This is a genomic window from Ferrimonas lipolytica, assembly GCF_012295575.1.
GTDB lineage: Bacteria > Pseudomonadota > Gammaproteobacteria > Enterobacterales > Shewanellaceae > Ferrimonas > Ferrimonas lipolytica.
On the sequence record NZ_CP051180.1, the window covers coordinates 1082643 to 1095252 of the forward strand.

The window sequence follows — 12610 nt, forward strand, 5'->3', positions numbered from 1 at the left end:
GCTATTTGTTATGCAAAAAATGCAGTTTGACTGAACGCTAATAAACCACCGGCTGCGAACCAAAGTGGTGTTTAGTTTTTATTTGATAATCAAACTATATTTTTTCAGAACAATTAAGTCAATCAGAATTTGGTGGTTTTTTATAACCCTAAATTCAGTTTGGCCCGTTGGTTAGATAATCGGCGGGCATGTTTTAACCACAACTTAGTAATACCTGCAGAATGTTGATTGTAGACGTGATGACTTATTTATCCGGCGACTATTCTCACCAACGTAGGCTGTATTATGTTTAGGACCATCGTTAAGAAAGTCCCAGAACTTATTTTGGTTATGTTAGCGGCAACGCTGCTAACATTTTTTTTGACTTGGGTTAGCCCCGGGGATCCGGCAGAAATATATTTTGAATCTCGTGGCATTGCGCCAACAGCCGATGCGCTGCTGGCTATGCAATCGAAAATGGGATTAGACCAACCATTTGCGGTGCAATACTGGAACTGGCTAAGCGGTATTGTACAACTTGACGCTGGCGTTTCGTTGCGTACTGGTGAGCCGGTAGCGCAGATGGTTAAACAGCGCTTTGCGATGACCTTCAAGTTGTCGTTGTTGGCGATTACGCTAATGCTAGTGCTGTCGTTTTTGTTGGCCATTGTAGCCAGCTTGAATGAAGGAGGGCCGGCGGATTATGCCATTCGGCTATTCTCTTTTGCTGGGGTATCCATGCCTGACTTTTGGCTTGGATTGATGTTAATCCTCAATTTTGTCGTTTATCTGCAGTGGTTTCCACTTACCGACCCGTATGCGCTCAAGAGTGTGGTGTTACCGGCGCTGACACTGGCTATCCCGCTAACCGGGCGTTATACCCGCCAGATCCAGTCGATGATCAGCGAAGAGATGACTAAGAGCTATGTGGTTGGGGCGCGGGCAAGGGGCTGTACTGAGTGGGCGATTATCTTGCAGCACGTATTGCCTGCTATTTTAGGTGGCCTAACTACGTTATTTGGCCTCTCTTGTGCGTTACTGCTAGGGGGCACGGTTGTGGTTGAATCGATATTCTCTTGGCCCGGCCTTGGGAGCATGGCGATTGAATCGATTACCCATCGCGATTATCCCGTGCTGCAAGCGTATGTGGTCATCATGGTGTTCATCTACGTTAGCATCAATTTTATCGCTGATATTGTGGCCGAGATACTGGACCCGCGTTTGTCACTAAGTGGTGGTAAACGATGAAACGGGCACTATTGAGTAAGAAACGTCAGTTTCAACTAGCCATTGGCTTATGTGTGTCGCTCATTATCTTCGCTTTACTAGGGCCGTTTTTAGCGCCACACGACCCGTTAGAGACCGACTTTCTGCACATTCTGGCGCCGCCGAGCGCGCTGTACCCGTTGGGCACTGATCAAGTCGGCCGCTGCATCCTGTCTCGATTGCTCTATGGGGCGCAGATCTCGTTAGGAATGACCTTTGCCATGCTCAGTGTCATTTTTGTATTGGGCATTGCTATTGGGGTTGTTGCTGGCATCCGTGGCGGTTGGCTCGACACCATTATTATGCGCATTGCCGATACCATTTTGGCCTTTCCGGATCTGGTGTTTGCTATTGCGGTTGTTGGTTTGTTGGGCCCCGGCATGGTTAACACCATGTGTGCACTGGCTATCATCTGGTGGACTAAATTTGCCCGCTTGAGCCGAGTATTGGTACGAACCACTGTACAAAGCGATGCAGTTATTGCGGGACGGATGGCTGGTGCCAGCGGCTTTACCTTGGTTCGGCACTACATTTTACCGTCGATCATGCCGCCGATGCTGACTCAGCTTAGTTTAGACATTGGCAACATGATGTTGGCATTGGCTGGGCTGTCCTTTCTTGGTTTGGGGGTACAACCACCGACACCGGAGTGGGGCAACATGCTGAGCGAAGGCCGGGAATATCTGCAGAGTGCCCCATGGCTGGTGATCTACCCAGGCATTGCCACCTTTGTGGTGGTTATCGTGTTTAACATCTTGGGTGATGCCACCCGAAAATATTTGAATCCAGAGCGGCTGTAACAGTTGCAAATAAAAATCAATAGAATGAAAGTGAATAAAATGAAATTACTCACCCCGTTAGTTGCTGCGTTGGCATTAGTGTTTACACCACCGTCAGTACAGGCTGTCGAAACAGAAAAAACCGTTAATATGTCGATATTTTGGTTAGATGGTGATATTGAACCGACCTCTGGTTGGCATGGTTGGACATTAACTCGCTGTGGTATTGGCGAAAACTTGCTGCAAATTGATGAAAATCTAGATTACAAACCAGTGATCGCCGAAAGTTGGCAAAAGATTGATGACCTAACTACCGTGTTTAATATTCGCTCAGGTGTGACCTTTCATAATGGTCGTGCTGTTGATGCGCAAGCGGTAAAGGAGTCGTTAGAACGCGCGATAAATATTACTGACCGTCAAGATGTGGTTATTCCAATTGATACTATTAGTGCCAGTGGTAATACCTTAACCATCAAAACAACTCGTCCTTATGCAACGCTGTTGAATATGTTGGCTGATACGGTATTCATTATTGTTGATGCTAAAGCAGCCGAGCAAGACCCTGCTGGATTCAAATACAAACCGGTGACAACTGGGCCGTTTCAGGTTGAAAGTTTTTCCAGTGAAACGGGCTTGGTGATTAACAAACACACTGGCCACTGGGCCGGTGAACCCCAGGTGGACCGAATCAACGTTAAGTACATTAGTGATGCCAGTACCCGTTCGATGGCGTTGCAATCCGGCGAGTTGGATTTTGCAGCGCAGATCAGCCCAGCGGATCTCAGTATCTTAGAAAAAAATGAAAACCTTAACGTTATAACCGGCCCAAACCTGCGGATTTTCCATATTCGTACCAATTTTGCCCACCCGTGGATGCAGATCCCCGAGTTTCGACAAGCGGTGCACCACGCGATTCATAAGGACGTTTACGCCGAAAAGATTGCTGGCGGTATTCCTGCACGGGGCCCATTCAATAAGCTGTTGTCGTTTGGTCACCAAGGGGATGATTCCTACCCATATGACCAACAAAAAGCGATTCAACTGCTTGATGATGCAGGCTTGGTTGACACTAACGGCGATGGCATTCGCGAACTAAATGGGCAAAACATCGTCTTGCAGTACATCAGCATGACCAACCACGGTGCTCAGGCTCGTAACATCGGCATTGCCATGCAGTCTGAGTTGAAGAAGGTTGGCATTGGTATGGACGTAAAACAGATGGAGAATTTTGCTGAAGCGTCGAAGCAGGGTAAGTACGACTTCCTGTTTGAACGCTGGACGTCGGCACCAACCCTCGATCCGCAGTACTTCTTAGAGTCCAGTTTTAAAACCGGCGCACGGGGAAATTCCGGCCAATACAGTAACCCCAAGTTGGATGCGCTGTTGGAGCAGATGGACAATACCCTTGATGGTGATAAGCGCGCGGCGCTTGGGGCGAAGGGCGCTAAGATGTTGATGGATGATGTTGCGGCCATCTTCCTTTTCTACCAACGTGGCAACGTGGTCCACAACAAGCGGATCTCCGGTGTTCATAAGTTTGTTTCTGAGATCTATTACATCGATGAGCGGTTAGGATTGGCTAATGAATAGTGCTGAAGCAACCCCGTTAGTTGATGTTCAGTCGCTGTGCATCAACTACGCTGGCGGCGCCAATGTGGTGGAAGACGTTAGTTTTACCCTGCTGCCGGGGCAAATTGTGGGCATTGTTGGTGAAAGTGGCTCGGGCAAAACTACCTTGATTCGCGCCATTATCAACCTGCTTGGTAGCGGTGCCTCAATCGAGGCAGGCCATATTTGGTTTGATGGTGTCGATACTGCCACATTGACCAGTGAAGGTTGGCGCCAGCTTCGTGGTAACCATATTGCGATGATTTTCCAAAACCCAGGGGCATCCCTGAGCCCGATGCTAACCATTGAACGGCAGTTTGTTGAAGCGATTCGCAACCACCGCGACATCACTAAAGCGGCCGCCCGTGCTATTGCCTTGGCTGAGATCAGCAAGCTTGGGTTAGATGAGCCTGAGCGTGTGCTCGCCTCTCGTCCGTGGCAACTTAGTGGCGGTATGAAGCAGCGGGTGGCGATAGCCATGTCACTGGCGATGAAGCCACAACTGATTATTGCCGACGAGCCGACCTCGGCGTTGGATGTAACCACCCAAGAACTGGTGATGAAAGAGCTTGAGCTGCGCCGCCGGATTGATGGCAGTTCGGTTATCTTGGTTAGTCATAACATCAGCGCTTGCGCCTCTGTTGCCGATAAGCTGCTAGTGATGCAAGCCGGTAAGGTAAATGATTCTGGCAGCGTGGCTGATATTCTTGGCCGTGCAGAGGACAGTTACGCGGGCCAGCTGTTGCGATCGGTGCCGCACCTGAAGGTGATGACCGATGGATAACACGACCCAGCCTTTGCTGCAGTTACGCGATGTAGATAAGTATTTTGATAATGGTGAAACCAGCAAACATGTGCTTAAAAGCATTAACTTGTCAGTTAAGTCTGGCGAAAATGTCGGTATTGTTGGTGCGAGCGGCAGCGGTAAGTCAACCTTGGCTAGGTTGCTGTGCCGTATTCATCAACAAGAGCGTGGTGACATTTTGTTTGCAGGCGAGCCGATAGATAGCATTGCTGCTAAGCATTACTTCCAACAGGTGCAGATGGTGTTTCAAGACCCATTAGCCAGCTTTCCACCACGGATGAAGGTAGAACAATACCTGTTAGAGCCGTTTAAAAACTTTAAACGGCTACAGGGCAAGGAGCCGCACCAGTTAGCAAAAGCGCTGCTGGAGAAGGTGCATCTGCCGGAAGCAATACTACAGCGCTACCCCAATCAGCTTTCTGGTGGGCAACTGCAGCGGATAGTGTTTGCCCGCGCGACGGGGTTAAACCCATCGCTATTAATTTGCGATGAAGCAACCTCAGCGCTGGATGCCACCATTCAAAAACAGGTGCTGAGCCTGTTTGATGAGCTACAACAGCAAGCAGGATTCGCCAGCTTGTTCATTACTCATGATTTAGCCTTGGCTGAGTCTTTCTGCGACATTATTCATGTGATGGAAGATGGCCGCATCGTTGAGACGTTGACCAGTGGCAACATCGTTAGTGAAGCGCAACACCCCTGTACCCAGCGGATGATTGAGTCCAGTTGTAACTTGTCCGCGGCGGTGGCGTTAGCGCAATACGTACAAACCGACCGTTAACCAGCCACGATTTAACCATTTTTGGCGCGTTCGCTCGGACGCGCCACGTTCGGTGTGATTGCTTGCTGTTTTTACTCAGTAGTTGCTGTCGTGCACCATAAGAAAACGAATCATGAAACTTACCCATAAAGATTATTTGAATCTCGCGTTGCCGTTTATTGTGGCAACGGTTACACAGCCGTTGTTAGGCGCTGTTGATACCGCCGTTATCGGCCAGCTCGGTGTGGCCGCGCTAATTGGCGGAGTTGCCATTGGCACAGTGGTGATGAATACCCTGTACTGGCTGTTTGGGTTTTTTCGTGTAAGCACCACCGGCCAAAGTGCGATGGCGGTGGGGCGGGGCGATTACGCCGAACAAGCGGCCGCTTTAATCCGACCGTTGGTGGTTGCCATTGCGGTAGGTGGGCTGTTTATCCTATTACGGCAACCCATCTGGCAGGGGGCGCTGTTGGTTATCGAACCAGATGCTAACGTTGCCGCCAATGCCCATATCTATTTTGACATTATGATCTTCGGTGCGCCTTTCGTATTGGCGAACTACACCGTTATCGGCTGGCTGATGGGGCAAGGCAAGGCTAAGCAAACCTTATTGATTCAGGTTTTTGGCAACCTGTTAAATATCGCGCTCAATCTGTTGTTTGTAATCGCTTTTGATCTTGGTATAGCGGGAGTGGCTTACGCCAGTTTCAGTGCCCAGTTCGTCATGCTGATGGTGGGGGTATTGGTTAGCGCAAATTGCACCTCGTTTTCGCTGTTCGACTACCTTAGATTCGCGCGTATAACGTTAGCCGATGTGAAATTGATCGCCTCATCCAATGTCGATCTATTGCTGCGCACCGTTTGTATTCTGATCTTTTTCAATTTGATGGCGCGCACCGGAGCTCAGTTAGGGACGGAGATATTGGCGACCAATGCGATATTGATGCAGGTAATCTTTATCGTCAGTTACCTTTTTGATGGCATTGCGAATGCGTCGAGCGTGTTTGCAGGTAAAGCGGTTGGAGCCAAAGATAGTAGGCTGCTGCAGCAGGTACTGCGCCTTAATACGCAGTGGACGCTGATGGCGATGCTGGTGCTTACCACGGCATTAGCACTAAGCAAAGATCAGCTCGTATTGTTGTTTACGCCACTGCCTGAGTTGATTGTGCTGTACCAGCAGATGAGCGGTTGGTTAGTGTTATTTCCCCTGGTTGCTGGCGCCGGTTTAACCCTTTACGGGATCTTTACCGGTACTGGGACAACACGACCGGTGTTTCGCTCCAGTGCCGCAGCGCTGTTGCTGTTTTTAGTGGCTGAACCGATGCTGGTTGAACAGTGGAGCAACCATGGCTTGTGGTGTGCAGTTAGTCTGTTTTATGCCGGCAGGTTTGTGTTTTTGTACCCCTACATTGGCGAGATTAAGCGCAAATGTATAGGCGATAGAAGCGTTAAGCAGCAAGCGGCTAGTTCGCTGAAGGTTTAATTAATGGCTGTGTCGTAGTTAGCTGTTGAGGTTTATATCAGGCCTTCGGCTGTACCGATTGCAGTACTCTTGAGGGTTATGTCGCGGTGGCGACGGCACATTCTTGTATGCAATTCTTGTATGCATTAGGGGGGAGCTTCGCCCCCTTTGGAATTCCCCTTGCCATAGGTCGCAGTCCAAAACGCTTCGCTAAACTGCTCCAATGCGGCAGAAGATCAATAGCGGCAGTGCATTACCCTTTGTATCGGTGCTCGCCTAGCCAGTGCTTTAACAGCCTTAGAAAGAACAACACTTACTTGGTACGCAATTTATATAACCAATTTAACAGATTGGCTCGCTGAACGTACGACCGCAGCCTCGATGTTATTCAAACACCAACATCGAACCAAATTGATAGCTAAAGCACGAATCAGTTTGCTGGCTAAGTGGCGAGGTGTAACCGATTTAGAAGGGCGGGAGTAGATACGAAAAAACCAACCCTAAGGTTGGCTTTCTCTGAATATGTGGTTGCGGGAGCTGGATTTGAACCAACGACCTTCGGGTTATGAGCCCGACGAGCTACCAAGCTGCTCCATCCCGCGACCGGATGTGAGTATTTAATCTCGCTGCCGAGAGTCTGTTGTACTGAAACAGTATTAAGACGTTTTTTCTCTGGAAGAGAATTGGTAAGGAAGGCGGGGGTTAAACCGATGACCTTTGAGAGGTGATAAGAGCGAACCCGAGGGTGTGTTCTTAAGGTATCTACTAAACCAAAGTTGGTTGCGGGAGCTGGATTTGAACCAACGACCTTCGGGTTATGAGCCCGACGAGCTACCAAGCTGCTCCATCCCGCGACCGGATGTGAGTATTTAATCTCGCTGCCGAGAGTCTGTTGTACTGAAACAGTATTAAGACGTTTTTTCTCTAGAAGAGAATTGGTAAGGAAGGCGGGGGTTAAACCGATGACCTTTGAGAGGTGATAAGAGCGAACCCGAGGGTGTGTTCTTAAGGTATCTACTAAACCAAAGTTGGTTGCGGGAGCTGGATTTGAACCAACGACCTTCGGGTTATGAGCCCGACGAGCTACCAAGCTGCTCCATCCCGCGACCGGATGTGAGTATTTAATCTCGCTGCCGAGAGTCTGTTGTACTGAAACAGTATTAAGACGTTTTTCTCTGAAAGAGAATTGGTAAGGAAGGCGGGGGTTAAACCGATGACCTTTGAGAGGTGATAAGAGCGAACCCGAGGGTGTGTTCTTAAGGTATCTACTAAACCAAAGTTGGTTGCGGGAGCTGGATTTGAACCAACGACCTTCGGGTTATGAGCCCGACGAGCTACCAAGCTGCTCCATCCCGCGACCGGATGCAGTATTTTAGCTCGCTGCCGAGCATGTCGAAACATCGCCGAAGCAATGATTCTAAATAGTGGCTCCCCTTGCTGGACTTGAACCAGCGACATACGGATTAACAGTCCGCCGTTCTACCAACTGAACTAAAGGGGAACAGATTGTATTCTCAAACGAGAATTGGTTGCGGGAGCTGGATTTGAACCAACGACCTTCGGGTTATGAGCCCGACGAGCTACCAAGCTGCTCCATCCCGCGACCGGATGCAGTATTTTAGCTCGCTGCCGAGCATGTCGAAACATCGCCGAAGCAATGATTCTAAATAGTGGCTCCCCTTGCTGGACTTGAACCAGCGACATACGGATTAACAGTCCGCCGTTCTACCAACTGAACTAAAGGGGAACAGATTGTATTCTCAAACGAGAATTGGTTGCGGGAGCTGGATTTGAACCAACGACCTTCGGGTTATGAGCCCGACGAGCTACCAAGCTGCTCCATCCCGCGACCGGATGCAGTATTTTAGCTCGCTGCCGAGCATGTCGAAACATCGCCAAGGCAATGATTCTAAATAGTGGCTCCCCTTGCTGGACTTGAACCAGCGACATACGGATTAACAGTCCGCCGTTCTACCAACTGAACTAAAGGGGAACAGATTGTATTCTCAAACGAGAATTGGTTGCGGGAGCTGGATTTGAACCAACGACCTTCGGGTTATGAGCCCGACGAGCTACCAAGCTGCTCCATCCCGCGACCGGATGCAGTATTTTAGCTCGCTGCCGAGCATGTCGAAACATCGCCGAAGCAATGATTCTAAATAGTGGCTCCCCTTGCTGGACTTGAACCAGCGACATACGGATTAACAGTCCGCCGTTCTACCAACTGAACTAAAGGGGAACAGATTGTATTCTCAAACGAGAATTGGTTGCGGGAGCTGGATTTGAACCAACGACCTTCGGGTTATGAGCCCGACGAGCTACCAAGCTGCTCCATCCCGCGACCGGATGCAGTATTTTAGCTCGCTGCCGAGCATGTCGAAACATCGCCGAAGCAATGATTCTAAATAGTGGCTCCCCTTGCTGGACTTGAACCAGCGACATACGGATTAACAGTCCGCCGTTCTACCAACTGAACTAAAGGGGAACAGATTGTATTCTCAAACGAGAATTGGTTGCGGGAGCTGGATTTGAACCAACGACCTTCGGGTTATGAGCCCGACGAGCTACCAAGCTGCTCCATCCCGCGACCGGATGCAGTATTTTAGCTCGCTGCCGAGCATGTCGAAACATCGCCGAAGCAATGATTCTAAATAGTGGCTCCCCTTGCTGGACTTGAACCAGCGACATACGGATTAACAGTCCGCCGTTCTACCAACTGAACTAAAGGGGAACAGATGTCTGCAGTATTTACTGGGTAGTTAACCCAACAGGCAAGAAGCGAGATTGTATAACCTCAAGCTAACTTTCGTAAACCAGTTTCGGTCGCCGTGCCCTGAAGACGGAGCGCATAGTAAAGGGGACCCCGAAATGAGTCAACACTGATGGCTGAAAAATCGGGATTTTAGGTGTTGTTTGCTCACCTTGCCACCAACTGTCCGAAAACAAATCAAAAGTTGCTCAAAAGGACAACGGTAATTGACCTTTGTCGTTACTCATAAAGTGACTAACTAATTGAGCTACTGTTCGATTGATCGAAATTAATGGGGGATGCTTCAATCTCAATTTTGTATTGACTTTCAACAACCCAATCAATTCGGGGGGTTAGAGTCGTTATCCACTGTTTTTGTGGATAAGTGTGTTGATTTCCTTTGTTGATGGCTCGCAAACCCGCGTCGTTACTGGGTTTTGTTACGATTGATGACTTACTGTGCATAACTGTATTTGTTATAAAAAACAGCAACTTAGCTTCATCTTTTTTAGCGGCGCAAAATTTGAAGTAAAATTGATCTCGGTCTAATTGATGAAATGTTATGGCTGTGCATTAAACTTGAGATTGAGTTGTTAACTGGTTTGGTCTCATATTCTGTCGACTGATTATTTGACAAAAGATTAATCTTAACCATTACGGCATCGTCGCAATTGCTGCGCCCAAGGTAAAGAGCTTCACCATCGTCGCGCTTAAGCCAGCAACTCGGCCAATTCTCTCCATTGGCAGTGGTTTTCAATCAAGTCGTCGCTTATCGACCTAAAGGTAATGATTTTCGGTCGAATTGTCGTAACTAAAGACGGTAAGATGATCGGCTAGTTGCTTTTGTTGTTGCTGTTTTAATGCGTTGAGGTGTTATGGGCCGTTCATTTAATTTGGAATCACGTTTTGAGCCTGCTGGTGATCAACCACAAGCAATTGAGAAGCTGGTTGATGGGCTTGAGGCTGGATTAGCCCACCAAACGTTATTGGGGGTTACTGGCTCGGGTAAAACCTTTACCGTGGCTAATGTGGTGGCGCAGTTGCAGCGGCCAACAATCATTATGGCCCATAATAAAACCTTGGCGGCACAGCTCTACGGTGAGATGAAGGAGTTCTTCCCTGATAATGCCGTTGAGTACTTCGTGTCGTACTACGATTATTACCAACCAGAAGCCTACGTACCAACCACCGATACCTTTATTGAAAAGGATGCCTCGGTAAACGCTCACATAGAGCAGATGCGTCTGTCTGCGACCAAAGCGTTGATGGAGCGTCGAGACGTTATTTTGGTGGCTTCGGTGTCGGCAATCTACGGTTTGGGCGATCCTAAGTCCTACATGTCGATGTTGCTGCACCTGAGAGTTGGCGACATCATGAATCAACGCGATATCTTAAAGCGTTTAGCTGAGTTGCAATATAAACGCAACGATATGGCCTTTGATCGCGGTACCTTCCGTGTTCGTGGCGAGGTTATCGATATCTTCCCTGCTGATTCTGAGCAAGATGCGGTTCGGGTGGAGTTGTTTGATGAAGAAGTGGAGCGGATAAGCTTGTTCGATCCACTAACCGGCGCGATCGAGCGTACCGTTGCACGTTTTACCGTTTATCCGAAAACCCACTACGTTACTCCGCGTGAAACCATCATCGGTTCAATCGATAAGATTAAGGCGGAGATGACTCAACGACATCAGTTTTTGCTCGATAATAACAAGCTAATAGAGGCGCAACGCATCAAGGAACGTTGTCAATTCGATGTAGAGATGATGATGGAGCTGGGCTATTGCTCCGGTATTGAGAACTACTCTCGCTACCTTTCTGGACGCGCCCCAGGCGAACCGCCACCAACCTTGCTCGACTACTTACCTGACGACGGCCTGCTGATTTTAGATGAATCACACGTTACAGTGCCGCAAATTGGTGCCATGTATAAGGGCGATCGCAGCCGCAAAGAGACCTTGGTTGAGTTTGGTTTTCGCTTACCGTCGGCAATGGACAACCGCCCACTGAAGTTTGATGAGTTTGAGGCCATCGCGCCACAAACTATCTATGTGTCGGCTACCCCGGCTAAATACGAGTTGGAGAAATCGCAAGACGACGTGGTTGAACAGGTAGTGCGACCAACGGGATTATTAGATCCTGAGATTGAGGTGCGCCCAGTAGCGACTCAGGTTGATGATCTGCTCTCTGAAATTCGCATTCGAGTGAGCAAACAAGAACGGGTGTTGGTGACTACCTTAACCAAGCGTATGGCTGAGGATCTGAGTGAATACTTGGATGAACACGGCGTCAAGGTGCGTTACCTGCACTCGGACATTGAGACGGTAGAGCGTAGCGAAATCATCCGCGATCTGCGTTTAGGCGTGTTTGATGTATTGGTTGGTATCAACCTGTTGCGTGAGGGGTTAGACATGCCCGAGGTATCGCTGGTGGCTATTCTTGATGCCGATAAAGAGGGTTTTTTGCGGTCTGACCGTTCACTTATTCAAACCATCGGCCGCGCGGCACGAAACGTCAGCGGTAAAGCGATTTTGTACGGCGATAAGATCACCGGTTCGATGCGCAGAGCAATTGATGAAACCGAACGCCGTAGAGCCAAGCAACACGCCTTTAACCTTGAACACGGTATTGAGCCGAAGAGCTTGGTTAAGAAAGTTAATGATGTAATGGATCTCGGCGGTGGCAGTAAAAGAGCTAAGGCGCCGTTGCCTTACGTTGCTGATGCGCCGCCACAATACCAAAGCAAATCACCAAAACAGCTGGCACAAGAGATCGCCGCACTTGAGAAGAAGATGTACCAACACGCCCAAGATTTGGAGTTTGAGCAAGCCGCAAGCCTGCGTGATGATATTGGCAAGTTACGCCAGCAGTTGGTTAATAGTTAATTACCACTAAAGGCACACCGATTTTACGCTGGTGCTTACATCGCCTAAGTACCAGCGTTCGATTAAACAACGAGGCACGAACGTTACATCGCCGAACAAATCGCACCCTCATATATCTGTGTTAACTAAGTTAATAAGCTACAGAATCTTCTTTCAGTCTCGTCTTTAAGGCTGTGTGCCAATTAAGTGTTGTTCTTTTCAAGGCTGTTAAAGCAGCGGCTAGACGAGTGTTGATATAAGGGGAGCAGCACTACCGCTGTTGTTCATCTGCCGCATTGGAGCCGTCTATATCGCAATAGCATTAACATATATAAAACACA

7 protein-coding genes and 15 tRNA genes are annotated in these 12610 nt (G+C 48.8%); 7 read left to right on the plus strand and 15 right to left on the minus strand.

From position 1 onward, the window contains the following. The first annotated feature begins 285 nt into the window (after positions 1 to 285). The 6 genes from HER31_RS05065 (at position 286) to HER31_RS05090 (ending at position 6680) form a co-directional block, all read left to right on the plus strand. Positions 286 to 1227, plus strand: a complete 942-nt coding sequence (locus HER31_RS05065) for an ABC transporter permease (RefSeq protein WP_168659577.1) — start codon at positions 286 to 288, stop codon at positions 1225 to 1227. After that, complete coding sequence (locus tag HER31_RS05070) at positions 1224 to 2045, plus strand: ABC transporter permease (RefSeq protein WP_168659578.1); 822 nt, start codon at positions 1224 to 1226, stop codon at positions 2043 to 2045. Before HER31_RS05065 ends, HER31_RS05070 begins: the two co-directional genes overlap by 4 nt. A gap of 39 nt (positions 2046 to 2084) precedes the next feature. Beyond that, positions 2085 to 3614 (plus strand): ABC transporter substrate-binding protein, encoded by a 1530-nt coding sequence (locus HER31_RS05075; RefSeq protein WP_168659579.1) that lies wholly within the window; start codon positions 2085 to 2087, stop codon positions 3612 to 3614. After that, complete coding sequence (locus tag HER31_RS05080; RefSeq protein WP_168659580.1) at positions 3607 to 4416, plus strand: ABC transporter ATP-binding protein; 810 nt, start codon at positions 3607 to 3609, stop codon at positions 4414 to 4416. The genes HER31_RS05075 and HER31_RS05080 overlap by 8 nt, the downstream gene beginning before the upstream one ends. Next, complete coding sequence (locus HER31_RS05085; protein ID WP_168659581.1) at positions 4409 to 5218, plus strand: ABC transporter ATP-binding protein; 810 nt, start codon at positions 4409 to 4411, stop codon at positions 5216 to 5218. The genes HER31_RS05080 and HER31_RS05085 overlap by 8 nt, the downstream gene beginning before the upstream one ends. Positions 5219 to 5330: 112 nt before the next feature. Beyond that, positions 5331 to 6680 carry an MATE family efflux transporter gene (locus HER31_RS05090; RefSeq protein ID WP_168659582.1) on the plus strand — a complete coding sequence of 450 codons (1350 nt, stop codon included), beginning with the start codon at positions 5331 to 5333 and terminating at the stop codon, positions 6678 to 6680. 504 nt (positions 6681 to 7184) lie between these two features. Here the strand turns inward: HER31_RS05090 and HER31_RS05095 are convergent. The 15 genes from HER31_RS05095 to HER31_RS05165 form a co-directional block, all read right to left on the minus strand. Further along, positions 7185 to 7261, minus strand: a tRNA-Met gene (locus HER31_RS05095). A gap of 175 nt (positions 7262 to 7436) precedes the next feature. Continuing rightward, positions 7437 to 7513: transfer RNA gene (locus HER31_RS05100), tRNA-Met, on the minus strand. Positions 7514 to 7688: 175 nt separating this feature from the next. Beyond that, positions 7689 to 7765, minus strand: a tRNA-Met gene (locus tag HER31_RS05105). Positions 7766 to 7939: 174 nt separating this feature from the next. Further along, positions 7940 to 8016, minus strand: a tRNA-Met gene (locus HER31_RS05110). Between the two features lie 68 nt (positions 8017 to 8084). Next, positions 8085 to 8160, minus strand: a tRNA-Asn gene (locus HER31_RS05115). A gap of 25 nt (positions 8161 to 8185) precedes the next feature. Further along, a tRNA-Met gene (locus HER31_RS05120) sits at positions 8186 to 8262 on the minus strand. Between the two features lie 68 nt (positions 8263 to 8330). Beyond that, positions 8331 to 8406 (minus strand) — tRNA-Asn (locus HER31_RS05125). Positions 8407 to 8431: 25 nt separating this feature from the next. Continuing rightward, a tRNA-Met gene (locus tag HER31_RS05130) sits at positions 8432 to 8508 on the minus strand. Between the two features lie 68 nt (positions 8509 to 8576). Continuing rightward, a tRNA-Asn gene (locus HER31_RS05135) sits at positions 8577 to 8652 on the minus strand. A 25-nt stretch (positions 8653 to 8677) separates the two neighbouring features. Next, positions 8678 to 8754, minus strand: a tRNA-Met gene (locus tag HER31_RS05140). 68 nt (positions 8755 to 8822) lie between these two features. After that, positions 8823 to 8898: transfer RNA gene (locus tag HER31_RS05145), tRNA-Asn, on the minus strand. Positions 8899 to 8923: 25 nt separating this feature from the next. Then, positions 8924 to 9000, minus strand: a tRNA-Met gene (locus HER31_RS05150). 68 nt (positions 9001 to 9068) lie between these two features. Continuing rightward, positions 9069 to 9144 (minus strand) — tRNA-Asn (locus tag HER31_RS05155). A gap of 25 nt (positions 9145 to 9169) precedes the next feature. Next, positions 9170 to 9246: transfer RNA gene (locus HER31_RS05160), tRNA-Met, on the minus strand. Between the two features lie 68 nt (positions 9247 to 9314). Beyond that, positions 9315 to 9390: transfer RNA gene (locus tag HER31_RS05165), tRNA-Asn, on the minus strand. 893 nt (positions 9391 to 10283) lie between these two features. Between HER31_RS05165 and uvrB the strand changes: the two genes are divergently transcribed. Further along, the gene (gene uvrB / locus HER31_RS05170) at positions 10284 to 12290 is read left to right on the plus strand and encodes an excinuclease ABC subunit UvrB (protein ID WP_168659583.1); all 2007 of its coding nucleotides are present in this window, start codon (positions 10284 to 10286) and stop codon (positions 12288 to 12290) included. The last annotated feature ends 320 nt before the right edge of the window (positions 12291 to 12610 follow it).

Bases quoted from the DNA above. Each gene is read 5' to 3' on its own strand.
- HER31_RS05065 (WP_168659577.1), top strand. From the start codon at position 286: ATGTTTAGGACCATCGTTAAGAAAGTCCCAGAACTTATTTTGGTTATG.
- HER31_RS05070 (WP_168659578.1), top strand. From the start codon at position 1,224: ATGAAACGGGCACTATTGAGTAAGAAACGTCAGTTTCAACTAGCCATT.
- HER31_RS05075 (WP_168659579.1), top strand. From the start codon at position 2,085: ATGAAATTACTCACCCCGTTAGTTGCTGCGTTGGCATTAGTGTTTACA.
- HER31_RS05080 (WP_168659580.1), top strand. From the start codon at position 3,607: ATGAATAGTGCTGAAGCAACCCCGTTAGTTGATGTTCAGTCGCTGTGC.
- HER31_RS05085 (WP_168659581.1), top strand. From the start codon at position 4,409: ATGGATAACACGACCCAGCCTTTGCTGCAGTTACGCGATGTAGATAAG.
- HER31_RS05090 (WP_168659582.1), top strand. From the start codon at position 5,331: ATGAAACTTACCCATAAAGATTATTTGAATCTCGCGTTGCCGTTTATT.
- uvrB (WP_168659583.1), top strand. From the start codon at position 10,284: ATGGGCCGTTCATTTAATTTGGAATCACGTTTTGAGCCTGCTGGTGAT.